22 protein-coding genes are annotated in these 25,170 nt (G+C 63.3%); 11 read left to right on the plus strand and 11 right to left on the minus strand.

The window, feature by feature from the left end; translation table 11 throughout:
• Window positions 1–84 precede the first annotated feature (84 nt).
• A complete protein-coding gene (rdgC, locus tag AB5Y94_RS13975) occupies window positions 85–996 on the minus strand; it encodes a recombination-associated protein RdgC (RefSeq protein ID WP_005303149.1) in 912 nt (303 codons plus the stop codon).
• A gap of 180 nt (window positions 997–1,176) precedes the next feature.
• Here rdgC and AB5Y94_RS13980 point away from each other — a divergent pair, with 180 nt between their 5' ends.
• From AB5Y94_RS13980 to AB5Y94_RS14000, 5 genes are all read left to right on the plus strand, one after another.
• A complete protein-coding gene (locus AB5Y94_RS13980) occupies window positions 1,177–1,605 on the plus strand; it encodes a GNAT family N-acetyltransferase (RefSeq protein ID WP_005303147.1) in 429 nt (142 codons plus the stop codon).
• A gap of 102 nt (window positions 1,606–1,707) precedes the next feature.
• Window positions 1,708–2,934 carry an exonuclease SbcCD subunit D C-terminal domain-containing protein gene (locus AB5Y94_RS13985; protein WP_368205849.1) on the plus strand — a complete coding sequence of 409 codons (1,227 nt, stop codon included), beginning with the start codon at window positions 1,708–1,710 and terminating at the stop codon, window positions 2,932–2,934.
• Window positions 2,931–3,113 carry a hypothetical protein gene (locus tag AB5Y94_RS13990; protein ID WP_010633314.1) on the plus strand — a complete coding sequence of 61 codons (183 nt, stop codon included), beginning with the start codon at window positions 2,931–2,933 and terminating at the stop codon, window positions 3,111–3,113. The genes AB5Y94_RS13985 and AB5Y94_RS13990 overlap by 4 nt, the downstream gene beginning before the upstream one ends.
• Window positions 3,110–6,862: an AAA family ATPase gene (locus AB5Y94_RS13995; protein ID WP_368205850.1), complete on the plus strand. Its 3,753-nt coding sequence runs from the start codon at window positions 3,110–3,112 to the stop codon at window positions 6,860–6,862. Before AB5Y94_RS13990 ends, AB5Y94_RS13995 begins: the two co-directional genes overlap by 4 nt.
• Before the next feature lie 175 nt (window positions 6,863–7,037).
• Window positions 7,038–7,679 carry a polymer-forming cytoskeletal protein gene (locus tag AB5Y94_RS14000; protein ID WP_368205851.1) on the plus strand — a complete coding sequence of 214 codons (642 nt, stop codon included), beginning with the start codon at window positions 7,038–7,040 and terminating at the stop codon, window positions 7,677–7,679.
• Between the two features lie 41 nt (window positions 7,680–7,720).
• Here the strand turns inward: AB5Y94_RS14000 and AB5Y94_RS14005 are convergent, their stop codons facing one another.
• Window positions 7,721–8,269 (minus strand): cytochrome b, encoded by a 549-nt coding sequence (locus AB5Y94_RS14005; RefSeq protein ID WP_368205853.1) that lies wholly within the window; start codon window positions 8,267–8,269, stop codon window positions 7,721–7,723.
• 344 nt (window positions 8,270–8,613) lie between these two features.
• Here AB5Y94_RS14005 and AB5Y94_RS14010 point away from each other — a divergent pair, with 344 nt between their 5' ends.
• Entirely contained in the window at window positions 8,614–9,576 is a 963-nt protein-coding gene (locus AB5Y94_RS14010) for a GGDEF domain-containing protein (protein WP_368205855.1), read from the plus strand.
• Window positions 9,577–9,652: 76 nt separating this feature from the next.
• Here the strand turns inward: AB5Y94_RS14010 and crr are convergent, their stop codons facing one another.
• The 4 genes from crr to cysK all read right to left on the minus strand — a co-directional run bounded on the left by crr (window position 9,653) and on the right by cysK (window position 13,646).
• Window positions 9,653–10,162 (minus strand): PTS glucose transporter subunit IIA, encoded by a 510-nt coding sequence (crr, locus tag AB5Y94_RS14015; RefSeq protein ID WP_005303134.1) that lies wholly within the window; start codon window positions 10,160–10,162, stop codon window positions 9,653–9,655.
• A 43-nt stretch (window positions 10,163–10,205) separates the two neighbouring features.
• Window positions 10,206–11,933 carry a phosphoenolpyruvate-protein phosphotransferase PtsI gene (gene ptsI / locus AB5Y94_RS14020; RefSeq protein WP_005303130.1) on the minus strand — a complete coding sequence of 576 codons (1,728 nt, stop codon included), beginning with the start codon at window positions 11,931–11,933 and terminating at the stop codon, window positions 10,206–10,208.
• A 44-nt stretch (window positions 11,934–11,977) separates the two neighbouring features.
• Entirely contained in the window at window positions 11,978–12,235 is a 258-nt protein-coding gene (locus AB5Y94_RS14025) for an HPr family phosphocarrier protein (RefSeq protein ID WP_005303128.1), read from the minus strand.
• A 442-nt stretch (window positions 12,236–12,677) separates the two neighbouring features.
• Complete coding sequence (gene cysK / locus AB5Y94_RS14030; protein WP_005303122.1) at window positions 12,678–13,646, minus strand: cysteine synthase A; 969 nt, start codon at window positions 13,644–13,646, stop codon at window positions 12,678–12,680.
• A 167-nt stretch (window positions 13,647–13,813) separates the two neighbouring features.
• On the opposite strand from cysK, the gene AB5Y94_RS14035 reads away from it, so the two are divergent.
• The 4 genes from AB5Y94_RS14035 to AB5Y94_RS14050 are packed head-to-tail and all read left to right on the plus strand — an operon-like array spanning window position 13,814 to window position 18,496.
• Window positions 13,814–14,656: a MoxR family ATPase gene (locus AB5Y94_RS14035; protein WP_336290698.1), complete on the plus strand. Its 843-nt coding sequence runs from the start codon at window positions 13,814–13,816 to the stop codon at window positions 14,654–14,656.
• A 3-nt stretch (window positions 14,657–14,659) separates the two neighbouring features.
• Window positions 14,660–15,823, plus strand: a complete 1,164-nt coding sequence (locus AB5Y94_RS14040) for a VWA domain-containing protein (protein WP_368205857.1) — start codon at window positions 14,660–14,662, stop codon at window positions 15,821–15,823.
• Window positions 15,824–15,878: 55 nt separating this feature from the next.
• The gene (locus tag AB5Y94_RS14045; RefSeq protein WP_368205859.1) at window positions 15,879–17,000 is read left to right on the plus strand and encodes a beta-ketoacyl-ACP synthase III; all 1,122 of its coding nucleotides are present in this window, start codon (window positions 15,879–15,881) and stop codon (window positions 16,998–17,000) included.
• Between the two features lie 50 nt (window positions 17,001–17,050).
• The gene (locus tag AB5Y94_RS14050) at window positions 17,051–18,496 is read left to right on the plus strand and encodes an HD domain-containing phosphohydrolase (protein ID WP_368205861.1); all 1,446 of its coding nucleotides are present in this window, start codon (window positions 17,051–17,053) and stop codon (window positions 18,494–18,496) included.
• A gap of 39 nt (window positions 18,497–18,535) precedes the next feature.
• Here AB5Y94_RS14050 and tsaA read toward each other — a convergent pair whose 3' ends face one another.
• The gene (gene tsaA / locus AB5Y94_RS14055; protein ID WP_017786368.1) at window positions 18,536–19,243 is read right to left on the minus strand and encodes a tRNA (N6-threonylcarbamoyladenosine(37)-N6)-methyltransferase TrmO; all 708 of its coding nucleotides are present in this window, start codon (window positions 19,241–19,243) and stop codon (window positions 18,536–18,538) included.
• Between the two features lie 225 nt (window positions 19,244–19,468).
• On the opposite strand from tsaA, the gene AB5Y94_RS14060 reads away from it, so the two are divergent.
• Window positions 19,469–20,449: an NAD-dependent epimerase/dehydratase family protein gene (locus tag AB5Y94_RS14060; protein WP_368205863.1), complete on the plus strand. Its 981-nt coding sequence runs from the start codon at window positions 19,469–19,471 to the stop codon at window positions 20,447–20,449.
• Between the two features lie 70 nt (window positions 20,450–20,519).
• Here AB5Y94_RS14060 and AB5Y94_RS14065 read toward each other — a convergent pair whose 3' ends face one another.
• The 4 genes from AB5Y94_RS14065 to cydD form a co-directional block, all read right to left on the minus strand.
• Entirely contained in the window at window positions 20,520–20,912 is a 393-nt protein-coding gene (locus AB5Y94_RS14065; RefSeq protein ID WP_005303108.1) for a DUF488 domain-containing protein, read from the minus strand.
• Between the two features lie 22 nt (window positions 20,913–20,934).
• Entirely contained in the window at window positions 20,935–21,306 is a 372-nt protein-coding gene (gene rcsF / locus AB5Y94_RS14070) for an Rcs stress response system protein RcsF (RefSeq protein WP_010633326.1), read from the minus strand.
• A gap of 253 nt (window positions 21,307–21,559) precedes the next feature.
• Window positions 21,560–23,305 carry a cysteine/glutathione ABC transporter ATP-binding protein/permease CydC gene (gene cydC, locus AB5Y94_RS14075; RefSeq protein WP_368205865.1) on the minus strand — a complete coding sequence of 582 codons (1,746 nt, stop codon included), beginning with the start codon at window positions 23,303–23,305 and terminating at the stop codon, window positions 21,560–21,562.
• Window positions 23,298–25,067 carry a cysteine/glutathione ABC transporter permease/ATP-binding protein CydD gene (gene cydD, locus AB5Y94_RS14080; protein ID WP_017765737.1) on the minus strand — a complete coding sequence of 590 codons (1,770 nt, stop codon included), beginning with the start codon at window positions 25,065–25,067 and terminating at the stop codon, window positions 23,298–23,300. Before cydD ends, cydC begins: the two co-directional genes overlap by 8 nt.
• Window positions 25,068–25,170 lie beyond the last annotated feature (103 nt).

The raw sequence follows: 25,170 nt of genomic DNA on the forward strand, positions 1-25,170 counted from the left end.
CATCTATCAACAAGTCGTACCGGCGCCCGCCCATAAAAAAACCGCCCGGAGGCGGTTTTTTGCAATCAGGCTGAGCCAATTCGCTTAGATTGACTGCTCTTCACCGCCCAGGGCGGCGAACAGGGCCGGGATGAACTGGGCCAGCTCGGCGGTGACCAGGGCGAAGTCGGCATCCAGACGGGCGGCCGGATCTTCGCTGGTGACGTCGTCGTTCTGCTCGCGCAGCTCTTCGCTGAATTTGAGGCGCTTGATGGAGAGGTCATCCCCTAGCACGAAGCTCAGGGTCTCGCCCCAGTTGAGGGCCAGTTTGGTCACCAGCTTGTCGTTGGCCAGGTGGTTCTTGATCTCGTCGCTCATCAGATCCTGCTGCTTGCAGCGGATGATGCCACCGTGCTCCATGGCGCTGCGCAGCTCGGCCTCGTCCTCCAGGGTGAAGGAGGCGGGCAGGTTGCCCTCGTTCAGCCACTCGGTCATGGTGATCTCGGGCGGGTTCTTGAGGGCCACCGGCACCACCGGCAGGGTGCCGATGGACTTGCGCAACAGGGCCAGCAGATCGTCCGCCTTCTTGGCGGAGCCCGCGTCGACCACCATCAGGTTGTCGGCCGGGTTGATCCAGGCGAAGGTCTGGCTGGTGCGGCTGAAGGCGCGCGGCAGCAGGGTGTGCATGATCTCTTCCTTGAGCGCTTCCTTCTCTTTCTTCTTGAGGGCGCGGCCCTGTTCGAACTCGATCGCCTCTACCTTCTCCGCCAGCATCTCCTTGACCACGGTGCCGGGCAGCATCTTCTCTTCCTTGCGAGCGCACAGCAGGATGTGGCCGGCGGCGGAGTGGGTCAGGGTGGAGCCGAATTTGCCAAGGGGCTTGACCCACCCGAACCGGGAGATGTCCTGGCTGCCGCACGGGGTGAAGGCACAGGCTTCCAGCTGGGTTTCCAGCTGCTCGACGGTCAGCTCGAAGGGGCGGGTAAAGCGATAAATCTGCAGGTTTTTAAACCACATGGCGTCCTCGGTCTCATAGATTGTCCGGCGGGCATTGTACTAGAGAGGCGCTTTGTGATCAGCCAATCATTCTTGCTAAATAAAGGGCGATCGACTTCACAGGGAGTCATATCCGTCCCCAAAGCCGTCATCAAACTCCCCTAGACTGCGGATGTTAAGGTTGTTAACAAGGATACCAATATGCTGAGGGCGAGTCGGTCCGACGACATGGACGAGATCGTCGAGATCTGGTTGCTGGCCTCCCTGCAGGCCCATGATTTTGTCGATGCTTCCTGCTGGTGGCAGGCGCAGGAAGATCTGCGCACCCGCTATCTCGAGCGCGCCCGCATCTGGGTGTTCGAGGAGCGCGGCGAGCTGCTCGGCTTCATGGCGCTGGTGGATGACTACCTGGCCGCCCTCTTTGTGCGCCCCGACCGTCAGGGGCGGGGGGTGGGTCATGCCCTGCTGCAGGAGGCCAAGTCCAAGGGGGCCAGGCTGCATGCCCGGGTCTTCGTGGAAAACGATCAGGCGGTGCGCTTCTATCGTCGCCACGGTTTCGTGATCGAGGGGGAGCTGGCCGACCCGCTCACCGGTCATCCCCAGTACCAGATGTGCTGCGAGCCCGCCTGAATCTGACGCCAGCACCCGGTCCGGCTTGAAAAAAGGGAGGCATATCCTCATCTTGTCTGCATCGGGTGCTGCTGGCACCACCTCCATACGAGCCGTTTTTTCATGAAGATCCTGCATACCGCCGACTGGCACCTTGGCCACCAACTCCATGGCCATGACCGCCGTTTTGAACACGATGCCTTTCTCGACTGGCTGGCCGACACCATCAAACGCCGTGACATCGACGCCCTGCTGGTGGCGGGCGATCTGTTTGATACCGCCAATCCTCCCGCCAGCGCCTGGCAGCAGCTCTACCGCTTTCTGGCCAGGCTGCGCGCCGAGCACCCGGCACTGGAGATGGTGCTCATCGGCGGTAACCACGACTCCCCCTCCAAGCTGGATGCCCCCCACGAGCTGCTGCGCGCCTTCGACCTGCATCTGGTGGGCAGCATCAGTCGGGACGACGAGGGGCGGCTCGAGACCGATCGCCTGCTGGTGCCGCTGCGAGGCAAAAACGGCGAGGTGGCCGCCTGGTGCGCCGCCGTGCCGTTTCTGCGCAGCAGCGATCTGCGCCCGGAAGGGCTCAGCGAGGGGCAGGACAGACTGATCGAAGGGGTACGCCAGGTCTATGAGGCGGTGCTGAGCGAGGGGCGGGCGCGCTGCAATCCGGATCAGGCCCTCATTGCCATGGGGCACGCCTATCTGGCGGTGGGCCAGCTCTCCGAGCTCTCCGAGCGGCGGGTGCTCGGTGGCAACCAGCACGCCCTGCCTGCCGAGCTGTTTGCCGCCGCCGACTACACTGCGCTGGGCCACCTGCACCTGGCCCAGAGCCCGGCCGAGAGGGTGCACTACAGCGGCTCGCCGCTGCCGCTCTCGCTGACCGAGGCGAACTACAACCATCAGGTGCTGGAGGTGACGTTTGAGGGGGGCAAGCTGGCCCGCCTTGAGCGGATCCCGGTGCCCCGCGCGGTGGAGATGATCCGGCTGCCCCAGAGCGGCCTCGACGAGGCGCTCAAGGCCATCGAGGCGCTGGCGCTGCCCGCTTGCCCGCAGCAGGCCCAGCCCTTCCTCGAGGTGCGGCTGCTGCTTCCCAAACCCGAGGCCCGCATCCGCGAGCGCGTGCTGGCCGCCATCGGCGACAAGCCGGTACGCCTGGCCCGCATCACGACCAGCTATCAGGGCTCGGGCCAGGGGCTGGCGGATGGCGCCGGCCAGCGCCGGCTCGATGAGCTCTCCCCCACCGAGGTGTTTCGCCTCTGCTATCAGCGTCAGTTTGACGGAGAGCCGGAGGCCGAGCTGGTGGCGTCGTTTGAAGAGATCCTGGAGCAGGTGAAGGAGGCCAATGCATGAAAATCTTGTCGCTGTCAGGGGAGAATCTGGCCAGCCTGACCGGTCAATTCACCATCGATTTTGCCGGTGGCGCCCTGGGGGCCGCCGGCCTGTTTACCATCACCGGCAATACCCGGGCTGATGGGGGCAAGAGCACGCGCGATATCGGGTCGGTATGGATGGAGGCGTGTGGCGTATGAAGATCCTCTCTTTGAGTGGTGAGAACCTCGCCAGCCTGACCGGTCAATTCACCATCGATTTTGCCGGTGGCGCTTTGGGGGCCGCCGGCCTGTTTGCCATCACCGGCAATACTGGCGCCGGCAAGAGCACCCTGCTCGATGCCATCTGTCTGGCGCTCTTTGATGAGATGCCGCGCTTTATCGCCAATCGCAAGAACGTCGCCGAAGTGGGCCGCATGGATGACGAGGAGAAGCTCAAGGCCAACGACGTGCGCGGCATCCTCAGCCGCGGCCACGCCAGCGGTTTTGCCGAGGTGCAGTTTCGCGGCTGCGACGGCCGTGTCTGGCTGGCCCGCTGGGCGGTGCGCCGGGCCCGCAACCGCGCCGAGGGGCGCTTTCAGGCTCAGGAGCGCAGCCTGACCGACGTGGCGTCGGGCCAGGTGTTCAGTGGCAGCAAGCGGGAGCTGCAGGAGCGCATTGACGAGCTGGTGGGGCTCTCCTGGGAGCAGTTTCGCCGCGCCGTCATCCTGCCGCAGGGGGAGTTTGCCGCCTTCCTCAAATCGAGCGCCGACGAGCGTTCTGCCCTGCTCGAACGGATGACCGGCACCGAGCTCTACTCCGCCATTTCAGTCCAGAGCCATGAACGGGCGCGGGAGGAGCAGCAGACATTGGCCGCCATCCGCCAGCGGCTCGGCGACGTGGCGCTGATGGACGAGGCGACCCGCGAGCAGTGGGTGAGCCAGCAGGTCAGCCTCGCCACCAGCCTCAAACACGAGCAACAACAACAGCAACTGATGCAGGACTTGCGCGACCTCAACGGCCGCATCGCCGCCCAGTTGCAGGCTTGTCAGGAGGGGGAGGCGACCCTTGCCGCCGCAGAGGTGGCCCACGGTGCGGCCGCCCCCGAGCGCGAGGAGTTTGCCCGCGCCGAGCAGGCCCAGGTGGCCCGCGCCGATCACGACGAGCTGGCTCGCCTTACCCTGGAGGTGCAGCAGCAGGAGAAACTGCTGGCCGAGCTCGGCCCCGAACTTGGCAAGCTGGAGGAGCAGACCCAGCAGAGCGCCCTCACCGAGCAGCAGCTGCTGGCGGAGAAGATCGCCGCCGAGCGCGAGTGGGGCGCCCTGCAGCCCGAGCTCAAGCGGGCGCAGGAGCTCGATACCCGCATTCGGGAAAAGCAGCAGCAACTGCAGAAGATCCAGCAGGAGGGAACGCAGGAGCGGGAGGTGCAGCTCACCCTTGAGCAAGGCTGGCACCAGCAGCGCCAGCAGGTGGAGCAGCTCAAGGCCCAGCACCAGCAGTGGGGCGCCTGGCTTGAAGAGCACAAGGAGCTGGCGCCGGTGGCCCGCCAATGGCAGCCCCTGCTCACCGCCATGCAGGATTGGGCCGAAGATGCCGGCAGGCTGCAGCAACTGCTCACCCTGCGTGAGCACAAGCTGCGCGCCCTCAGGCAGTTGCAGCACCTGCTGGAGCAAGGGCAGCAGGAGCGCGACTACTGGCAGCGCGAGCAGGAGCGGCTGCAGCAGCAACAGCACGAGCTGCAGGATCAGCAGTGGGAGGGGCGCCTGGCCAAGGCGCAGGAGCAGTGGCAGCAGCAGACCGAACAGCTGGGTCAGCTGCGCCAGCTGCTGGAGCTGGCCGACTATGGTCGCAATCACGGCGAGCAGCATGGTCGCCTGCAGCAGGAGATCGCCCAGCTGGAGCAGGCGCTCGGCAAGCTGGCCATCCTCGGCGACGAGCTGGCGCCGGCCCGTGAGCGGCTCGCCCTGCAACGGGACGAGGCACGACACGCGCTGGAGCAGTCCCGCGCCATCGCCAGTTTCGAGCAGCATCGCCACATACTGCGCGACGGTGAACCTTGCCCGCTGTGCGGCGCCGAGGAGCATCCCTATCACCAGAGCCAGCCGCAGGTGGCGGGCATTCTGGGCCAGCTGGCGGAGCGCGCCCATAGCCTGGAACTCGAGTGGGAGCGGCTCAATCACCAATACATCCAGTGCGAGAGCGAGCGCCAGGAGCTGGCTCGCCAGCTGGCGGTGCGCCAGCAACATCTGCCTGAGCTGGAGACCCGCGCCGAGCAGCTGACCTTGCGCTGGCAACAGCTCGGGGGCGATACCCTGCTCGGCCATCCGCTGCCGCTAGGTCAGAGCCCAATTGAGTGGAACGAATTGATGAATACCCTGCTGGGCCGTGGCCAGAACCTGGAGCAGGGGCTGGCCCACAGCCAGCAGCAACTGCGTGAGGCCCAGCAGGGGCAGCAGCAGTTGCAGGCCGTGCGCCAGCAGTTGAGCCAGCTGGCCAGCCAGCACCAGCAGTTCGAGCAGCAATGGCAGGAGGCCGACCGCCAGCGCATCGCCCTGGAAGGGGAGGTGAAGGCCATGGGCGAGCAGGAGACGACCTTGCGCCAGCGCCTCGAGCAGGGGGGCAACCGGCTCGACGAGCAGATGGGGGGCCAGCCTTGGCGCCAGTGGCTGGGCAGCCAGCAATGGCACGAGTGGCAGCGGGCCTGCGAGGCCTGGCTGCACGGTCAGAGCGAGTGGGAGCGGCTGGCCGGCGAGATTGCCAGCCTCACCCCGGCCCTGAGCGCCCAGGAGGCGCGCCTGCAGACCCAGCGCGAGCTGCTGCACAAGCTCGAGCGCGACTACAAGGAGCATGAACAGCAACGGCAAGGGCTGGTCACCAGCCGCGCCACCTGTCTGGGGGGAGAGGAGATTGCCCTGGTCGAGCATCGCTGGCAGCAGCGGCTGCAGCAACTGGCCAGCGAGCTGGAGATGATGCAGGGGGCGGCCCGCGCCTTGCGTGAGCGCCAGACCGAGCTCAAGGCCCGTCTCAACCATCTGGAGCAGGAGAAGCAGGTGAGCAGCCGGCGGCGGCGGGAGGTGCTGGGGCGCTGGGCTGCTCACGCCAGCAGTCTCGGCATTGCCGAATATGACCTGCGCCGCCTGCTGGCCATGAGCCCGGATGAGCTCAAGGCGCGCCGCGCCGCCTTGCAGGCGCTGGAGGATGCCCGCGCCGAGGCGCGTACCCGTTTGACCGAGCGGCAGCGGGCGCTGGCGCTGGAGGAGAGCAAGCGGGATCGTTACCGCGAGCATCACCCCGAGCTGGCCGCGTTGGCGTCAGAGGAGCTCGACAGCCGACTGACGGCGCTGGAGGCACACTGCCGCGCCCTCGATGAGCAGCTGTTCCAGTGCAAGAGCACGCTGGCCCAGGCCGAGGCTGCTGCCCTCAAGGCGGGCACCTTGCAGGAGGAGCTGGCCGCCCAGCAGGCGGTGGCGGATCACTGGCAGCGACTCTCCGATCTCATCGGTTCGGCCAGCGGCGCCAAGCTGCGTACCTTCGCCCAGAGCCTCACCCTGGAGCGGTTGCTGCTGGAGGCCAACGCCCAGCTTGCCGAGCTCTCCCCCCGCTATCGGCTGGAGCGGGTGCCCGGCACCGATCTGGCACTGCAGGTGGTGGATCTCGACATGGGGGACGAGGTGCGCTCGGTGGACTCCCTCTCCGGCGGCGAGAGCTTCCTGGTATCGCTGGCGCTGGCGCTGGCCCTCTCCAGCCTGTCGTCGCGCCAGACCCAGGTCGAATCGCTCTTTATCGATGAAGGCTTCGGCACGCTCGATCCCGACAGTCTGGATCTGGCGCTCTCAAGCCTCGACTCCCTGCAGGCGGCCGGCCGCCAGATCGGGGTCATCTCCCACGTGCAGACCCTGGTGGAGCGGATCGGTGTGCAAGTGCGGGTGGAGGCCCTCAGCGGCGGCGAAAGCCGGGTGGTGTTGCCCTAAGCCCCTGCTTCGCTTTGCTGAGAAATCGCAGCCCCGTCATCTGGCGGGGCTTTTTTGTTTCAGAGTTTTGGCAATCTGGTCGCTTGAGCTAGGTCCATGCCCGCGTATCGCGGGAAACGAGAGTGAGGGGTTGACCCCGGTCTTGCATCCATCTGCCCGCAAGAGGGAATGGTCAATGACATTGATGCCTGAAAGGATCCTGGCTCGCATCGCGATGCGGCCACGCAGTGACGCGCTGTATCTCATCTGGTTTTGCTGGGGCCTGGCGTTGCTGCTCTATGTGGCGGGATCTGCATATTACAAATTACCCATAGTGCCGTTGCTACTGATGGTGCTGCTGTTAATGGTGGAGAAAACCAAGATGTTTGGACGAAAGCGCAATGAGTCTGAGATGGTCGGGGTGGGGAGCATGACGACGGTGATCGCCAAAGGGGCCCGTTTCAAGGGCGAGTTGCAGGTGGAGGGCAATCTGGATGTGTATGGCCAGTTCGTCGGGACGCTGCAACTGAACGGCGGGACGGTACGCATCATGGAAGGTGGCCGGATTGAAGGGGATGTCAGCGCCGCCCACGTGATCATCAATGGCACCCTGGATGGCACCTGCGCCTCGAGCGAGGTGGAGATCCTCGAAAACGGCAAGATGAAGGGGTTGTTCAAGGGCGGGAGCCTCTCCATCCGCAAGGGAGGCCAGTTTGTCGGCCAGTCCCAGTCTCAGGAGGAGCAAAAGGGCGAGAGCAAGGGCAACGTCAAGCAATTGCAGCCTGAAGGGAAAAACAAGGCTGCCGATACCGTCGAGGTGGTGGCCAAACAGGCCTGATCAAAAGAGGGGCGACTACGCCCCTCTCTGCAGACAAGGGATTAACTGCGTCGCTCGGGCAGCATATTGGTCAGGGTGTTGTCCTTGAGCACGTGGTGGTGGTAGATGGATGCCGCCGCGTGCAGGGCAATCAGGGCATAGCCAATGTTGGCCAGCGTCTCGTGAAGCTCCTTGATGATGCCCTTCAGGCCGTCGTCGGGGGCGATGAGGGCGGGAAGCTCAAGGCCGAAGAAGGGGATGGGCTTGCCACCCGCGCTCAGCAGCAGCCAGCCCAGCAGCGGGGTGAGGATCAGGAAGCCATAGAGCGCCAGGTGGGCGAGCTTGGCCAGCTTGAGCATCAGGGGGGAGAGCTCGGGCACGATGCGCGGTGAGGGGCTGCTCGCACGCACCAGCAGACGCACCACCACCAGCGCCAGGATCAGCAGGCCCGCCATGAAGTGAAACTCCTTCATCAGGTCGCGGCCGGCCGACCCTTTGGGGAAGATGTCCCTGAACTCCATCAGCGCATAGACGGCGATCATCAGCAGCAGGGTCAACCAGTGCAGCCCTATGCTCAGGCTGCCATAACGTTGTTCGGTATTTTTCAACATGTTCGTATCCTTCTCGGGGCTTGCATTGCATCACGGGTGGTCTCATCGGGTGGGCGTCCTGCCTCCGGGCCACTTTTTCCATGTTACTGCGAAGATGTGTCAAAACCTTGATCTCTGTGTGTTTTTAACATGTTATTTGCAACAGTCCGGCAGCGCGCCGGTCGAAGAGCTGGTTGCGCTCATCTGGGAGAGGCTGCCAGGGGGGCGAACGGCTGATGCAAAGCCGCAGAGCAGGGGGGGCAGCTGCCGGGAACCGGGCACCCAGCCCAGTTCAATGAGGGCTTTACCCCTCTTCTCCCCTCATTTACCTTTAATAAAATCCTCAACAGGTGAAGGGAATTACCTTGACCATCACAGATCCCGTGATCCTGACCGAGCTGCAGCAGATCCTGTTTCGCTCCTTCGACGTGATCCCGTTTCCTATCCTGATCTCGGAATCGGCCTGCAGCGAGACGCTGGACAGCATCCCCACCCGGCTGTCGGAGATCCCCGCCCGCCATCACAGGTTCGTGAACCGGGCATTCGTGACGCAACTGGGTTACGACCTGACGGATCTGCCCGACATGGCCAGCTGGTTTGCCACCGTCTATCGCGACGAGGAGAGCCGGGCACTGGCCATCTCACGCTGGAACCAGGCGGTGATGACCAGCCTGGCAAGCGGGGCTGCGGTGGCCGAGATGAATGCCCTGCTTTACTGCAAGAACGGCCAGCAGCGCTGGTTTACCATCACGGCCCAGTTGAAAGCCGATGCCATGCCGGGCTGGCACATAGTGACCCTGCGCGACATTCACGATCTGCACTGCATGATAGAGGAGGTGAGTCGGATCTCCTGCACCGATCCACTGACCGAGCTTGGCAACCGGCGGGCTGCAGGCCAGCAACTGCAGGCGCTCTGGCTGCAGGGAGAACCCTTCTCGGTGATCCTGGGCGACATCGATCACTTCAAGCAGATCAATGATCGCTACGGGCATCCCGCCGGGGATGCGGCGCTGTGCGAGGTGGCCCGCATCATGACCGGCCAGCTGAGAGCCGGGGAGCACCTGGCCCGCTGGGGCGGAGAGGAGTTCTTGCTGATCCTGCCCGGGGTGGATGCAGAGCTTGTGGTCGAGCGGGCCGAGCAGTTGCGCCGGCAGTTTGTCGGCCATGTGGTCGCGTGGGAGGGGCAGAACTTCTCCCTGACGATGAGCCTGGGCTGTGCCACCCGAAGCGAGGGGCAGAGCAGCGACAGCCTGCTGCAGGTGGCTGACAAGGCGCTCTATCAGGCCAAGAGCAACGGGCGCAACCAGGTGGTCTTCGGCAAGGAGTAGCTGGAAGGCGCCCATAAAAAAACCGAAGCCAGGGCTTCGGTTTTTTGTACGGCGGCGGGCGCTTGCCCGGGCGGCCTTATTTCTTGATGCGGATCACCGGGGTCTCGCCCACGGTCACGGCACCCGTCATCTTCACCAGCTCTTTGATCTCGTCCATGTTGGAGATGACCACCGGAGTCAGGGTAGATTTGGCTTTGGCTTCCAGAACGGCCAGATCGAACTCGATGATGGTGTCACCGCGCTTGACCTGTTGACCTTCTTGGGCGATGCGCTTGAAGCCTTCGCCTTTCAGCTCAACGGTGTCGATACCGAAGTGAACGAACAGCTCGATACCAGAGTCGGATTCCAGCGAGAACGCATGGTTGGTCTCGAAGATCTTGCCGATGGTGCCGTCGCACGGAGCAACCATCTTGTTGCCGGCCGGCTTGATGGCGATGCCGTCACCGACGATCTTCTCGGCGAAGACCACGTCGGGCACATCTTCGATCGGTACGATTTCGCCTGACAGCGGGGCAAAAATTTCGATGCCGCCGGTATCAGAGCTGTCATCGGAAACCAGTTTCTTCAGTTTATCAAACAGACCCATAGTAAAAGCTCCTAGAGATGATTGTCGCTGTTTGCAGCCGATCTTAGCAGACTGCCTTCTGCTTAATAAAGTTATCTACACAGGCTTCGATTTCGGCGGCGGTGGCAAAGCTCAGCGCTTGATCAGCCATGGCCTTCACATCTTCGAAGTTGGTGTTGCGGATAAGCTTCTTGATACGCGGTACAGAGATGGCGCTCATGGAGAACTCATCCAGACCCATACCCAGCAGCAGCAGGGTGGCACGCTCGTCACCAGCCAGTTCACCACACATACCGGTCCACTTGCCTTCGGCGTGGGATGCATCGATAACCATCTTGATCAGGGTCAGGACGGAGGGTGACAGCGGGTTGTACATGGCGGAAATCATCTCGTTACCACGGTCGACGGCCAGGGTGTACTGGGTCAGGTCGTTGGTACCGATACTGAAGAAATCCACTTCCTTGGCCAGATGATGAGCCATCACGGCAGCAGCCGGGGTCTCGATCATGATACCCACTTCGATGGATTCATCAAAGGCTTTGCCTTCGGCACGCAGTTCGGCTTTCAGCGTCTCTACGGTAGCCTTGAGGCTGCGGAACTCTTCGACAGAGATGATCATCGGGAACATGATGCGCAGTTTGCCGAAGGCAGACGCACGCAGGATGGCCCGCAGCTGAGCGTGCATGATGTCGGCGCGATCGAAGAAGATCCGCACGGCACGCCAGCCCAGGAAGGGGTTCATCTCTTTCGGGAAATTCATGTAGGGCAGTTCTTTGTCGCCGCCGATGTCCATGGTGCGCACGATGATCGGCTGATCCGGCATCGCTTCGGCCACTTCTTTGTAGGCTTTGAACTGCTCGTCTTCGGTCGGCAGCGCGTCACGGTCCATGAACAGGAACTCGGTACGGTACAGACCCACGCCTTCGGCGCCATTGCGGATGGCACCTTCGGTATCCTTGACGGTACCTATGTTGGCGCACACTTCGACCTGATGGCCATCCAGGGTGATGGCAGGCAGATCTTTCAGCTTGGCCAGCTCGTCTTTTTCGGCCTGGAACTGGGCCTGGATCTCTTTGAACTTGGCCAGCTGTTCGGCAGTCGGGTTGAGGACGATCTGGTTGTTGATCGCGTCCAGCACCAGCACGTCACCATTCTTGACGCGCTCGGTGATGTCGTTGGTGCCCACGATGGCCGGCAGCTCCAGGGAGCGGGCCATGATGGAGGTGTGGGAAGTACGGCCACCGATGTCGGTGACGAAACCCAGCACATATTTCAGGTTGATCTGAGCGGTTTCGGACGGGGTCAGGTCTTTGGCGACCAGGATCACCTCTTCGTCGATGGTGCTCAGGTTGACAACGGCGATGCCCAGTACGTTCTTGACCAGACGGGTGCCGATGTCACGGAAGTCGGTGGCGCGCTCGCGCAGATAGGGGTCATCCAGCTCGGCCATCATCTTCGCGTACTGCTCGATGACCTCGTAGATGGCCTTGTCAGCGGTGGCCTTGTTGTCTTTGATGAAGGATCTGATATCCCCTTCCAGCTCTTCATCTTCGAGCAGCATGATGTGGCCTTCGAAGATGGCCTCTTTTTCTTCACCGAAGGTGCGACCGGCCATCTCTTTGATGGCTTCCAGCTGTGCGGCTGACTTGGTGCGGGCTTCGAGGAAGCGGTTGATTTCGGCATCAATCTGTTCGGCAGCGATTTTGCCCTGATTGATAACGATTTCATCTTCTTTCAGAAGAAGCGCCTTGCCGAATGCGATACCGGGGGACGCAAGAATGCCAGATATCATAATCCTTCCTATTAAAACGACTGTGGGGGAGGAATAAAGCTGGATTACTCCAGCTCGTCCATCAGGGCAACCAGCTTCTCAACGGCTTTCTGAGCGTCCGGGCCGTCGGCCTGGATGGTCACGTTGGTGCCTTTGGTCAGGCCCAGGGTCTGCAGTTTGAACAGGCTCTTGGCGCTGGCGGATTTGCCACCGGAGACCACAGTGATCTCGCTTTGGAATTCTTTGGCTTCTTTCACGAACTGAGCTGCCGGACGGGTGTGCAGGCCGTTTTCAGCAGTAATAACAACAGACTTCTCGTACATGGTTTCACCCCATATTATTGATATTTTTTGGTGTGAGGGATGCTTTTGACGCTTCCTTCTCGCACCGTGTCAGTATGGATATGTTGTAAAGTAACGAAATCAGACCTGCAATGGTTTAATCCAGGTCAATTTTCTGTGCAGTATTCGGTGTCTGCCTCAACTCTTTTCCGTTATCGCGCTACAAGCCGCGTCAATGCTGGCCTGAAATTATTTTATAACGAAAAATAACACTTTGTTACTTTGTGATACCTAGTCGGCAAACACCTCGTGACGCGGCACAGGATATGAGATTTATCACAGAATGTCTGCTTTTTTCGTCACTGCTTTGCTTGTTATTTTACCCCGAAAAATAAGGGGTCGACTGGCGCTGCCAAGTGCTCAGTCTAGCCCATAAAGAAACGGCGCTCCTGGGAGCGCCGTTGTTTTGAAATAATCCGATCACTTATTGCTGCAGCTCTTGTTCGCTGAACACCCCGGCAAACAGGGCGCTGGAGAGGTAGCGCTCGGCAGCGCTCGGCAGGATGACCACTATGGTCTTGCCTTCAAACTCCGGCAGCTCGGCGAGGCGAGCTGCGGCCACTACGGCGGCACCTGAGCTGATGCCGGCCAGAATGCCCTCCTCTTCCATCAGGCGGCGCGCCATTTCGATGGCGTCATCGCTGCTTACTTGCTCGACACGGTCCAGCAGGGTGAGATCCAGGTTGCCCGGGATGAAGCCGGCACCTATGCCCTGGATCTTGTGGGGGCCCGGTTTGATTTCAAGACCGGCCAGACGCTGGCTGATCACCGGCGATTCGCTCGGTTCGACGGCAACGGAGACCACCGCCTTGCCCTTGGTCTGTTTCAGGTAGCGGGAGACACCGGTAATGGTGCCGCCGGTACCGACGCCAGCCACGAACACATCCACGTCACCATCGGTGGCATCCCAGATCTCGGGACCAGTGGTCTTCTCGTGGATTTCCGGGTTGGCCGGGTTTTCAAACTGTTGCAGCAGCACGTACTTGCCGGGCTCGGACTCGAGGATCTCATTGGCCTTGGCAATGGCGCCCTTCATGCCGAGCGGCCCTTCGGTCAGCACCAGATTGGCGCCGAGTGCCTTGAGCAGCTTGCGGCGCTCCAGGCTCATGGTGGCCGGCATGGTCAATGTGATGGGATAGCCACGGGCGGCGGCCACGAAGGCCAGAGCAATACCCGTGTTGCCGCTGGTGGGTTCGATGATCTCCTTGCCCTTGGTCAGAACGCCGCGCTTCTCGGCATCCCAGATCAGGTTGGCGCCGATACGGCACTTGACGCTGAAGCTCGGGTTTCGGCTCTCAATCTTGGCCAGCACGCGGCCCTTGGTAACACGGTTGAGACGAACCAGAGGGGTGTGACCTATGGTCTGGCTGTTGTCCTCAAAAATTTTGCTCATGGTGCTATCCCTGTTTGTTACGGCGATGAAACAAGATTACCCTGTGGTTTCTGAATGAGAAGTGACGATTTGTTATAACAATATGTTATTACAAGATATAGAGCTTATTCTTTCTTATTGAGACCTCCCTCGCGAAAAGGTCTCTCGTCGTCAAAGGAATGGACGTTATGGGATTTGCAGGAAGCGATCGCTATCTCGCCTCAGAGGCGCTCAAGATGGCGGTCAATGCCGCCATCGTGCTGGAGAAGCCGCTGCTCATCAAGGGTGAACCTGGCACGGGCAAGACCGAGCTGGCAGAGGCCGTGGCCAGCCATCTGGGCACCGAGCTTATCGCCTGGCACATCAAATCCACCACCAAGGCCCAGCAGGGGCTCTATGAGTACGATACGGTGGCCAGGCTGCGGGACTCCCAGCTCGGCGACCCCAGGGTGGGGGAGATAGGCCACTACATCCGCCGCGGCAAGCTGTGGCAGGCTTTCACTGCCGACCAGCGTCCTGTGCTGCTTATCGATGAAATCGACAAGGCGGATATCGAGTTTCCCAACGATCTGCTGCAGGAGCTCGATCGGATGGAGTTCGACGTCTACGAGACCGGCGAGCGCATCAAGGCCCGCCAGCGCCCTGTGGTCATCATCACCTCCAACAATGAAAAAGAGCTGCCGGACGCCTTCCTGCGCCGCTGCTTCTTCCACTACATCCGCTTCCCCGACAAGGCCGAGATGCAGGCCATCGTCAAACTTCACTATCCTGACCTCAAGGAGAGCCTGCTCGGTGAGGCGATGGATCTCTTCTTCGAGCTGCGGGAAGTAGAGGGACTGCGCAAGAAACCCTCCACCTCGGAACTCTTGGACTGGATCCGGCTGCTGTTGGCCGACGACATCGCCCCCGAGGCGATGCGCGCCCGCGAGCCAGGCAAGCTGGTGCCCGCCCTCTACGGTGCCCTGCTCAAGACCGAGCAGGACCTGCATCTCTTTGAGAAGCTCGCTTTTCTGGCCAGACGCGGCAGCTGACCCATGCTGATCGACTTTTTTACCCATCTGCGCCGTCACCAGCTCCCCTGCAGCCTGCGCGAACTGCTGGACTTGCACGGAGCGCTGGCTGCCCGGCTGGCCAGCCTCGACATGGATGAGTTCTACCAGCTCTCCCGCTGTCTGCTGGTAAAAGACGAGGCTCACTACGATCGCTTCGATCGCGCCTTCGCAGAGTATTACGAGGGGTTAGCCGCCATCCCCCTGTTGCCGGAGAGCCTGCCGGATGAGTGGCTGCGCAAGGAGTTCGAACGGCTGCTGAGCGCCGAGGAGAAGGCGTTGCTCCAATCCCTTGGCGGGCTGGATCAGCTGCTGGCGACCCTCAACCAGCGCTTGAACGAGCAGAAGAAGCGTCACGCCGGCGGCGACAAGTGGGTCGGCACCGGTGGCAGCAGCCCGTTCGGCCACGGCGGTTTTCACCCGGAAGGGATCCGCATGGGGGGAGAGGGCCAGCATGGCAAGGCGGTCAAGGTGTGGGAGGCGCGCCATTATCGCAACTTCAGCGACGATTCCCCTCTGGGGCAACGGGCCATCCAGCTGGCGCTGCGCAAACTCAGGCGCTGGGTGCGCCAGGGCAGCCCGGACGAGCTGGATCTCGATGACACCATCCGGAGCACGGCCAGGCAGGGCTGGCTCGATGTGAAGCTCAGACCCGAGCGCCACAACGGGGTCAAGCTACTGGTCTTCTTCGACGTGGGAGGCTCCATGGATGCCCACGTGGCCGAGGTGCAGCGGCTCTTTTCTGCCTTGCGCCACGAGTTCAAACACCTGGAGTACTTCTATTTTCACAACTGTCTCTACGACTTTGTCTGGCGAGACAACGCCCGCAGGCACGAGGAGCGCTTCGACACCCTGCGCCTGCTGCGCACCTACGGCAGCGACTACAAGGTGATCCTGGTGGGGGATGCCACCATGGGCCCCTACGAGATCACCTGGCCTGGCGGCAGCGTCGAATATTGGAACGAGGAGGCCGGTCAGGTGTGGCTGGCCCGCCTGCAGCAGCATTTTCCCAAGCTGGTGTGGATCAATCCCACCCCGCGGCGGGAGTGGCTCTGGCACCCCTCCATCAAGTTGATGAACGAATTGATCGGCGGGCGCATGCACCCGCTGACCCTGGCGGGTCTGGCTGCGGCCATCGACCAGCTGTGACCCTCTCTACCCGAACAGACCAACAAGCCGGGAGTGAACCCGGCGAGGAGCAAAGATGACCTCTATCGTGATCAGTGGCTCAGGCCTCTATACCCCTCCCTTTGCCGTCAGCAACGAAGCGCTGGTGGCCGCCTTCAACCAGTACGTGGATCTCTACAACGAGGAGAACGCTTCCGCCATCGACGCCGGCCAGCTGCCCGCCAAACAGCATTCGAGCAGCGAATTCATCGAGAAGGCCTCCGGCATCAAGAGCCGTTATCTGGTGAGCAAGGAGGGGGTGCTGGATCCCGACATCATGCAGCCATTGATGGCGGAGCGACCCGATGACAAGCCCTCCATCATGGTGGAGATGGCGGTGGCCGCCGCCGAGCAGGCGCTGATCGCCGCCGGTCGCGAGCCGGGGGAAATAGATCTGGTGATCGTCGCTGCCTCCAACATGCCGCGCCCCTATCCGGCCCTCTCCATCGAACTGCAGCACTATCTGGGGGCGAGCGGCATGGCCTTTGACATGAACGTGGCCTGCTCCTCCGCCACCTTCGGCATCAAGACGGCGGCAGACATGCTGGCGGCCGGCAGCGCCAAACTGGCGCTGGTGGTCAATCCGGAGATCTGCTCGGGCCACCTCAACTTTCGAGACAGAGACAGCCACTTCATCTTCGGTGACGCCTGTACCGCCGTGCTGCTGGAGCGGGAGGCCGATTGCCAGGTGGCCAACCCCTGGCAACTGGTGGCCAGCAAGCTGGTGACCCAATACTCCAACAACATCCGCAACAACTTTGGCTTTTTAAACCGGCTCAGCCCGCGCACCCGTTACGGCGACGACAAGCTGTTCCGCCAGCAGGGGCGCAAGGTGTTCAAGGAGGTGCTGCCGCTGGTGTGCGACCAGATCGCCGGCCAGCTCGATGAGCAGGGCTGGGCGGCGGATTCCCTGAGCCGCCTCTGGCTCCACCAGGCGAATCTGACCATGAACCAGTTCATCGCCCGCAAGCTGCTCGGCCACGATGCCAGCCAGCAGGAAGCGCCGGTGATCCTCGACAGCTACGGCAACACCAGCTCGGCGGGTTCCATTATCGCGTTCCATCTGTACAATCGCGACCTTCCCGCGGGGGCCCGCGGCGTGCTCTGCTCGTTTGGCGCCGGCTATTCGATCGGGAGCCTGTTGTTGCGGCGCCTGTGAGGGGCGGGGTCATCTCCCCGCCGTCATGACGATAAGGTTTGGGTGGAATCATGCAGAGGATCACGGGGCGCTGCGCCCTTCACTACGGGGTGACGCTGTCACTGTTTTGTCTTTACGGGCTGCAGGTCTGTCCGTTTCTGGATAGCCTGACGCTGCCCCAGCTGCTGGGGCCCGCGCTGGTGACCTTCGCCATCATGTTTGTCCTGCGCGATCAGCTGCTGCGCAAGGTGACGCTGTCCGGTCAGGGGCTGGGAGGCTTCGGGCTGGAGGTGGGCTTCTACCTGCTGGGGGCCTTGCTGCTCTCTGGCTACAACGGCATCCGGTATGATTTTCCGCTGGAGAGCCACCTCAAGATCCTGCTGGGGATGAGCACCCTGGGCTTCCTGGTGGCGGCGGATCTGTCGCTGCAGCGGGACTGGCAGCGGGCCAAGCTGCGGGAACATCAGGCCTGTCTGGTGCTGAACCAGCCGCTGGCCATGCCGGTTTCCCGCAAGTTCTCCCTGTTCGCCTTCACCACCCTGACCCTGCTTGGCGCTGTGTTCTTCCTGCTGTTCAACAAGGATCTGGAGTGGCTGGTCACGGTGGACAAGAGCCTGCCGCGGCTCGATGCCCAGCACTACATCTTGCTGGAGATCGCCTTCGTGATGGTGGTGACCTTCGGTTATCTCTGGCTCATCATTCGCGGCTATGGCCGCAACCTGACTCTCTCCCTGATGCATCAGACTCGCGCCATGGCGCAGGTGCAGTGCGGCGATCTGGAGGCGCGGGTGCCGGTGATCCGGGACGATGAGTTCGGCCTGATTGCCGCCGGCACCAACCAGATGATCGGCGAGCTGAAGGCGCGCCAGGACGAGCTCAACCTGACCCGGGACGTGGCCATCCTGGGGCTCGCCTCGCTGGCGGAGACCCGCGACAACGAGACCGGCGCCCACATCATCCGCACCCAGTTCTACGTCAAGGTGCTGGCGGAGCAGTTGAGCCGCAGCGACTGGGAGCGCTATCCGCTGGACGATGCCACCATCGATCTGCTGTTCAAGTCGGCGCCGCTGCACGACGTGGGCAAGGTGGGCATTCCCGATGCCATCCTGCTCAAGCCGGGCAAGCTGACGGACGAGGAGTTCGCCATCATGAAGCGCCACCCCCAGATTGGCGCCGATGCGCTGGCGAGCGCCGAAGCCCAGCTCGGCTCCAACTCCTTCCTGCGGCTGGCGCGGGAGATATCCCTCACTCACCACGAGAAGTGGGATGGCAGCGGCTATCCGGCCGGGCTGGCGGGGGAGGCGATCCCCTTGTCGGGCCGGCTGATGGCGCTGGCGGATGTCTACGACGCCCTCATCTCAAAACGGGTCTACAAGCCCGCCTTCAGCCATGAGCAAGCCAGAACCATCATAGTGGAGGGGCGTGGCCGCCATTTCGATCCGGCCATCGTCGACGCCTTCCTCGCCTGCGAGGAGGAATTTCGCCAGATTGCCCTCAGGCACAAGGATCACGACTGACAAAAAACCACCCGCACGGGTGGTTTTTTTATGGCTGGCTCACTGGGCCGGCTCGATGGCGAGCACCAGGCAGTTGGGCTCGCTGATGCGAAAGCGCACGTTGCAGTCAAACAGTCTGACGCCGTACTCCTTGTCATCCGGCTTGCCCTTTTTGTAGGCAGGGCGGGGATCCTGGGCCAGCACCTCGCTCACCAGCAGGCGCAGCTCGGGATGGGCCTTGAGCCAGGGTTGCAGCTGCAGTTCTGCCTCCGGGCTGAAACTCACCGCCAGCGGCGGGGTGGGGGCATCGGGGGCGAAACCGCCGCGGGCATCCGGCAGGCTGTCGGCATAGGGAACATAGGGCTTGATGTCGACGATGGGGGTGCCATCGAGCAGGTCCACCGCCCCCAGTTCGAGCCAGAGTTTGCCGCGCGCACGGCCGACCCCGTGCAGCTCGACCACCGAGAGGCCGAGGGGGTTGGGACGAAAGGTGGAGCGGGTGGCGAATACCCCGACCCGCTCGTTGCCGCCCAGGCGTGGCGGGCGCACCGTCGGGTGCCAGCCCTGCTCCATGGTCTGGTGAAACACGAAGCTGAGCCAGAGGTGGGAGAACTGCTCGATGCCGCGCAGCACGTCCGGCTGATCGTAGGGAGGCAGCAGCTCGAGGCGGGCGCGGGCCGATTTGACCAGACCGGGCTGGCGCGGGATGGCGAACTTCTCCTTGTAGGGAGAGCGGATGATACCCAGGGTGTCGATTTCGAACTTCATGGCGGATCCTGACTGAAAACCCCGGCAATGTAGCACAGCAGCCCTTAAAACGCAGGCGTACCCGCTTGCCGTGATCTTGCTCCCATCCCGGCCGCCCGAAGGCTGTATCACGCCGCCAACTTGCGTAGGGTGGGCGCAGGAAGAGTGAAAGGTCCGTCGGCAGGGCGGGCCGGCACAACCGGCGTGGCCATCGAGGATGGGCCGCGCCGCACAGGAGAGACAGGGATGAAACTGCTGATCATCGGCGGCACCGGATTTCTGGGTCGCCATCTCGCCTCACTGGCGCTGGACTGGGGCCACGAGGTGACCTTGTTCAATCGCGGCCGGCGCCAGCATCCGGACTGGCGCGAGCTCACCCAGCTGCAGGGGGACCGGGATCGGGACCTGACCCCGCTGCATCACCATCAGGATGGCTGGGATCTGGTCATCGACACCTGCTGCTATCGCCCCGAACAGGCGGCGAGCCTCTCGGCCGCCCTGCTCGGGCGCTGCGAGCGGCTGATCTTCATCTCCACCATCAGTGTCTATCGCGACTTCGCCCAACCCGGGCAGGACGAGTCGGCGCCGCTGCACGAGATTGCCGAGGGGGAGCTGCCGGAAGATTACGGTCCCCTCAAGGTGCTGTGCGAGGCGACCTATCGTGCCCGCTGGGGCGAGCGGCTCTGCGTCTTGCGCCCGGGCGTCTTGTGCGGCCCCCATGATCCCACCGGCCGGCTGGCCTGGTGGGTCACGCGGGTGCAGCGGGGCGGCCCCTGGCTGCTGCCGGGGCAGGGGGAAGATCGGTTGCAATATCTGGACGTGCGCGACTGCGCCGAGTTCGTGCTGCGGGCCGCCGAGCAGCAATTGAGCGGCATCTTCAATCTGGTCAAGCCCGGTATCGCGCTGAGCGACTGGGTGGATCGCCTGGCCGCCAGGCTGTCCCCCGCGACCCCGATCCTGCCCGAATGGGCGCCCTGGCCTGCGCTGCTGGCCGCCGGGGTGGAGCCCTGGCAGAGCTATCCGACCCTGTTGCCCAATGCGCAGCCCGAGTATGCCGGCTATGGCCTCATCAGCGCCGAGGCGGCCATCGTACAGGGCCTCAACTTTCGGCCGCTGGAGGAGACGGTGGCGGATGTGGCCGAGTGGCTGGCCGGCGCGCCGGACGCCGTGGTGGCCACCGGCATCACCGCCGAGCAGGAGGCGCGGCTGCGTCAGCTGGTCCGCTAGGGGCCAACAAGTGCGGCAGCAAAGCAAAAGGGCATCTCTCGATGCCCTTTTCTGTCTGATGTGAGCGGCGTTATTCGGCGCGCATGGCGGCGCCGGCGGCGGTCAGTTGCTCGCGCAAGATGGCGCGATGACAGCGGGACTCCTGCTCGCAGTAACAGCCCACCGACAGGTTGGTGGTGTGGGAGAGGGCGGCCAGCAGCGCCAGATCGTGCCTGGCGGCGGGAGTGGCCAGCTCTGCCTTGTACTGTTTGCAGAAGGCGCTCCACTGGGCGGGCGTCTCGGCAGCCTGGCCCAGCTTCATGGTGTCGTTGCTGGGGGCGAGATTGGGGAACCAGACGTCGTACCAATCCTGGCTGGCAAACTCGGTTTTGGGCACGCCGCGGGGCGGGCGGCGCACTGTGCCGATCCGCAGTCCCTCGTCGGGCAGGCGGGGTGTGCCGAGGCGAACGATGGCCAGTGCCATGCAGGCTCCTTGCAGTTGACGCTTATTTCTCGGTGGCGACTTTCAGCGCCTGACCGTAGCAGATCACCTGCTTCAGGCAGCCCGGGGTGTCGCTGAATTCGGCGCACTTGTCGAAGGTGACGCCGTTGCCGCCCATGTCGGCCACACGGCGGCGGGCCAGGGTGCGGGCCTCACCGGCGTTGGGGATCGGCTGCTTGGCATCGCTCTGGCAGGACTCTCCTTCGACGGTGCCGAGGTAGAGGTAGTTGAGATCTGCCAGCTGGCCCTGTTCATAGATCTGAACGCTGCCCGGCTTGAAGTACTCGTCGAAGTTCTCTTTGTCCAGATTGCTGTTGAAGGCAAAGTCGGCGCAGCCGGAGGCAATCAGGGGCATCATCAGGATCAGGCGTTTCATCGTCTCGTATCTTGTGTCGGTGATGAGGACAGTAGCAAGGCGCAGGCGCTCCATGTCGGCATCTTGTGGAATAACGAAGGGGCCATTATAGGGGCCAGTCGACGGTGGCGACCAGCCCCATTTTTAGCCGTATGGACGGGGTGTGACAAGGATCCGGCCACGTGTTGCCTGTGCGGCTTCACGCTGCCGGCAAAGATGACTTGCCTGCTGTCATGAGAGAGGGGCGCACCGGGCGCCCCTCTCTCGTTGCTCATCAGGCCGGCGCCAGCCGCTGATGCAGGCTGCGGTAGTAGTCGTCCGCCAGCAGCGTCTGATGGGGGGCGCAGAGGCGGATCTGCCCCTCTTCCATCAGGGCGATCCGGTCCATCTGCTCCAGCCCCAGCAAACGGTGGGAGATGAGCAGCAGGGTGCGATCTGCCCCTAGCCGGAACAACAGTTCCATGATCTCCCGCTCGGTCTGGCTGTCGAGCCCTTCGGTCGGCTCATCCAGCAGCCAGAGCGGCGCGTCGTGCAGCAGGGCGCGGGCGATGCCGATGCGGCGGCGCTCGCCACCGGAGAGCGGCCGGCCGCCATCCCCCAGCCAGGCATCGAGCCCGCTGTCGCTGTGGCCGTTGTCATCTTCCAGCAGGTTGGCAAGGCCGACCTGGGTCAGCACCTGCACCAGCTGCTCGTCACTGGCATGGGGGGCGGCCAGCTTGAGGTTGCCGCGCAGGGTATCGGCAAACAGGTGTACCCGCTGGCTCACCACCGAGAGAGAGGCGCGCAGCGCCCCTTCGCTGTAGTCGGTGAGCGGCTTGCCATCGAGCAGGATCTTGCCGGCCTGCGGGTGCCATTCGCGGGTCAGCAGTCCCATCAGAGTGGACTTGCCACAGCCGGTCTGGCCCAGCAGCGCCAGCTTCTCGCCGGCCTGCAACTGCAGGGTGCAGCCGCGCAGCACCGGCTGCGGGTTGCCTGGGTAGCTGAAATAGAGGTCGCTTATCTGCAGCGCCCCCTGTTGCGCGTGGCGCTCTTCGTGGCCCCACTCGGGGGCCTTGGCCTCTTGCAGGATCTCGTTGAGGCGGCGGGCCGAGGTGAGGCTGGTGGAGAGGTGCTGGAAGGCACCGGCCAGCGGCATCAGCGCCTCGAAGCTGGCCAGGGTGGCGAACACCATCAGCGCCGTGATGGGATCCGGCGCGGCGCCTGCCACCCCGTGGCCGGCCAGCCACAGCATCAGGGTCAGGGTCCAGCCGCTCAGCAGTTGCACCGAGCCGTTGGCCAGCCCGCTCACCCGGGCCATGCGGGCCTGGGCGTGGATCAGCGCCTGCTCGGCCTGCTGCAGCTCGTCGCGCGCCCGGGGGGCGGCGGCAAACATCTGCAGCTCGGCCTGGCCGTCCAGATAGTCCACCAGACGGGTACGCAGGCGCGATTTTTCCGCTATCAGCGCCTGTCCGGGCTTGCGACCGAGGAAATAGAACACCAGCGGCAGGGCAATCATGCCAAACAGCAGGATGGCGCCCAGGGTGAGGGCCAGCTCACTGTCAAAGAAGGAGAGAAAGAGCACCAGACCGGCAGTGCTGAGCAGGGCCGCACCTATGGGGGTAACCAGCCGCAGGTAGACGTGGTCCATGGCGTCGATGTCGGCCACCAGCCGGTTGAGCAGGTCCGCCTGGCGAAAGCCTGCCAGGGTGCCGGTGGAGAGCGGCGAGAGCTTTTGCCAGAACCAGACCCGCAGCCGGGTCAGTACCCGGAAGGTGGCGTCGTGGCTCACCACTCGCTCACCCCAGCGGCCGGCAGTGCGGATGATGGAGAAGAAGCGCACCCCGCCGGCCGGCGTCATGTAGTTGAAGTGATCGCGGGTGGCCGCCGTCAGCCCCGCCACGGCGGCGGCGGAGAGGAACCAGCCGGAGAGCGACAGCAGTCCCATCCCGGCCGCCAGGGTGACCAGGGCCAGCAGCAGACCGATGGAGAGGCTGAGCCAGTGCTGGCGATAGAGGCGCAGAAACGGCAAGAGATCAGTCATCGAGAGAACCCTCGTTACGTTGGGAGAGCAGGCGGGCAAACGGCCCCTGCGCGGTACTGAGTTGCTGGAAGTTGCCTTGCTCCACCAGCTTGCCACGCTCCAGCACCAGGATCTGGTCCATCTTGGTGAGCTGATCGAGGCGGTGGGTAATCATCAGCAGGGTCTGGTTGGCGATGACCTGCTCCAGCGTGGTCATGATGGCTCGCTCGGAGTGGCGATCCAGGCTGGCGGTCGGCTCGTCCAGCACCATCAGCTGGGTGGACTTGAGCAGGGTACGGGCCAGTGCCAGGCGCTGGGCCTGGCCGACCGAGAGGCCGCCGGCCTGATCCCCCACCGCATAGTCGAGTCCCTTCTCCATGGCGAACTCCCATGCCTGGGCCCGTTTCAGGGCCTCTTCCAGTTCGTCGTCACTGGCGGCGGGCTTGGCCAGCAGCAGGTTGTCACGCAGCGAGGCGTGGAACAGCTGCGGGTTTTGGGAGAGCCAGCCCAGCTGCCTGCGCCACTGGCTCATGTCTAGGCTGGCCAGCTCCTGGCCGTTGACCTTGAGCTCGCCGCGATAGGGGGCAAAGCCGAGCAGGGCGTTGACCAGCGAGCTCTTGCCGGCGCCGCTGATGCCGATGAGGGCGGTGCGTGAACCCGCTTCCAGGGTGAAGTCGATGGGGCCGACCAGCACCTTGCCCTCGGCGCTCAGCACCTCCAGGGCGCGGGCTTCCACCCTGATGGGGGAGTCGGCATGGAACGGCGCATTGCCTGAGGCGGGTTCACTCACCTCGGCCTCGAGGAACTCCAGCAGCTGTTCGGCGGCGCCGATGGCCTGCGCCTTGGCGTGGTAGTGGGCGCCGAGCTCGCGCAGCGGGGCGTAGAACTCGGGAGCCAGAAACAGCACGAACAGGCCGGTAAAGAGGGTAACTTTGGTGCCATAGTGGCCGAAGTTCAGGTGATCGATATAGGAGAACCCGAAGTAGACGGCCACCAGCGCCACCGAGAGGGCGGCGAAGAACTCCAGTACGGCGGTGCTGAGGAAGGCAAGGCGCAGCACCTCCATGGTGCGTTCGCGAAAATCTTCCGAGGCATCACGAATGGCATCCCCTTCCGCCTGGGTGCGCATGAAGAGCTGCAGGGTGCGCAGCCCCTTCAGGCGATCGAGGAAGTGGCCGGAGAGACGGGCCAGCGCCTGGAAGTTGCGGCGGTTGGCATCGGCGGCGCCGACCCCCACCAGGATCATGAAGAGGGGAATGAGGGGCGCCGTGCCCAGCAGAATGAGGCCGGCGGCCCAGTTGACCGGGAATACGGCCACCAGAATCACCACCGGAATGAACACGGCAATCGCCATTTGCGGCAGGTAGCGGGAGAAGAAATCCTGCATGTTTTCAATCTGTTCCAGCAGCAGGCTGGCCCAGCTGCCGGCCGGCCGACGCTGGATGTAGGCCGGTCCCAACCGGCCGAGGCGGGTGAGCACCAGCTCGCGGATGGCCTGGCGCACCGCGCTGCCGGCCTTGAAGCTGGCCACCTCGCGGCCATAGGCCAGCACCGCCTTGCCGAGGGTGACCAGCAGCAGGGTAATGAAGAGGGGAATGGATCCCGCCGGGGTGGCGTCTTCGATGATGAAGCCGTGCAGCAGGGTGGCCAGCAGCCAGGCCTGCGCCACCATCAGGATGCCCTGCCCCAGGCCAAAGCCGATGGAGAGGCCGATCCAGCGCCGGCCGTGGCTCGATTGATTGCGCAACCAGCCATAGAGTCGTTTTTGCGTTTTTTTATCCATTACCACCATCCTCGCGTCGAGTGGCGCAAGACTATCCTCGCCCCCCAGGCTTGGCAACCTTGTAAATTCCGGCCGGTGAAAACGATTGATGGAAAAAGCGGCT

It is taken from the genome of Aeromonas sp. s5, from assembly GCF_040907865.1.
Lineage (GTDB): Bacteria > Pseudomonadota > Gammaproteobacteria > Enterobacterales > Aeromonadaceae > Aeromonas > Aeromonas dhakensis.

Excerpts from the sequence above, each read along its gene's own strand:
- rdgC (WP_005303149.1), bottom strand. The coding sequence starts at position 996 with ATGTGGTTTAAAAACCTGCAGATTTATCGCTTTACCCGCCCCTTCGAG.
- AB5Y94_RS13980 (WP_005303147.1), top strand. The coding sequence starts at position 1,177 with ATGCTGAGGGCGAGTCGGTCCGACGACATGGACGAGATCGTCGAGATC.
- AB5Y94_RS13985 (WP_368205849.1), top strand. The coding sequence starts at position 1,708 with ATGAAGATCCTGCATACCGCCGACTGGCACCTTGGCCACCAACTCCAT.
- AB5Y94_RS13990 (WP_010633314.1), top strand. The coding sequence starts at position 2,931 with ATGAAAATCTTGTCGCTGTCAGGGGAGAATCTGGCCAGCCTGACCGGT.
- AB5Y94_RS13995 (WP_368205850.1), top strand. The coding sequence starts at position 3,110 with ATGAAGATCCTCTCTTTGAGTGGTGAGAACCTCGCCAGCCTGACCGGT.
- AB5Y94_RS14000 (WP_368205851.1), top strand. The coding sequence starts at position 7,038 with ATGACATTGATGCCTGAAAGGATCCTGGCTCGCATCGCGATGCGGCCA.
- AB5Y94_RS14005 (WP_368205853.1), bottom strand. The coding sequence starts at position 8,269 with ATGTTGAAAAATACCGAACAACGTTATGGCAGCCTGAGCATAGGGCTG.
- crr (WP_005303134.1), bottom strand. The coding sequence starts at position 10,162 with ATGGGTCTGTTTGATAAACTGAAGAAACTGGTTTCCGATGACAGCTCT.
- ptsI (WP_005303130.1), bottom strand. The coding sequence starts at position 11,933 with ATGATATCTGGCATTCTTGCGTCCCCCGGTATCGCATTCGGCAAGGCG.
- AB5Y94_RS14025 (WP_005303128.1), bottom strand. The coding sequence starts at position 12,235 with ATGTACGAGAAGTCTGTTGTTATTACTGCTGAAAACGGCCTGCACACC.
- cysK (WP_005303122.1), bottom strand. The coding sequence starts at position 13,646 with ATGAGCAAAATTTTTGAGGACAACAGCCAGACCATAGGTCACACCCCT.
- AB5Y94_RS14035 (WP_336290698.1), top strand. The coding sequence starts at position 13,814 with ATGGGATTTGCAGGAAGCGATCGCTATCTCGCCTCAGAGGCGCTCAAG.
- AB5Y94_RS14040 (WP_368205857.1), top strand. The coding sequence starts at position 14,660 with ATGCTGATCGACTTTTTTACCCATCTGCGCCGTCACCAGCTCCCCTGC.
- AB5Y94_RS14045 (WP_368205859.1), top strand. The coding sequence starts at position 15,879 with ATGACCTCTATCGTGATCAGTGGCTCAGGCCTCTATACCCCTCCCTTT.
- AB5Y94_RS14050 (WP_368205861.1), top strand. The coding sequence starts at position 17,051 with ATGCAGAGGATCACGGGGCGCTGCGCCCTTCACTACGGGGTGACGCTG.
- tsaA (WP_017786368.1), bottom strand. The coding sequence starts at position 19,243 with ATGAAGTTCGAAATCGACACCCTGGGTATCATCCGCTCTCCCTACAAG.
- AB5Y94_RS14060 (WP_368205863.1), top strand. The coding sequence starts at position 19,469 with ATGAAACTGCTGATCATCGGCGGCACCGGATTTCTGGGTCGCCATCTC.
- AB5Y94_RS14065 (WP_005303108.1), bottom strand. The coding sequence starts at position 20,912 with ATGGCACTGGCCATCGTTCGCCTCGGCACACCCCGCCTGCCCGACGAG.
- rcsF (WP_010633326.1), bottom strand. The coding sequence starts at position 21,306 with ATGAAACGCCTGATCCTGATGATGCCCCTGATTGCCTCCGGCTGCGCC.
- cydC (WP_368205865.1), bottom strand. The coding sequence starts at position 23,305 with ATGACTGATCTCTTGCCGTTTCTGCGCCTCTATCGCCAGCACTGGCTC.
- cydD (WP_017765737.1), bottom strand. The coding sequence starts at position 25,067 with ATGGATAAAAAAACGCAAAAACGACTCTATGGCTGGTTGCGCAATCAA.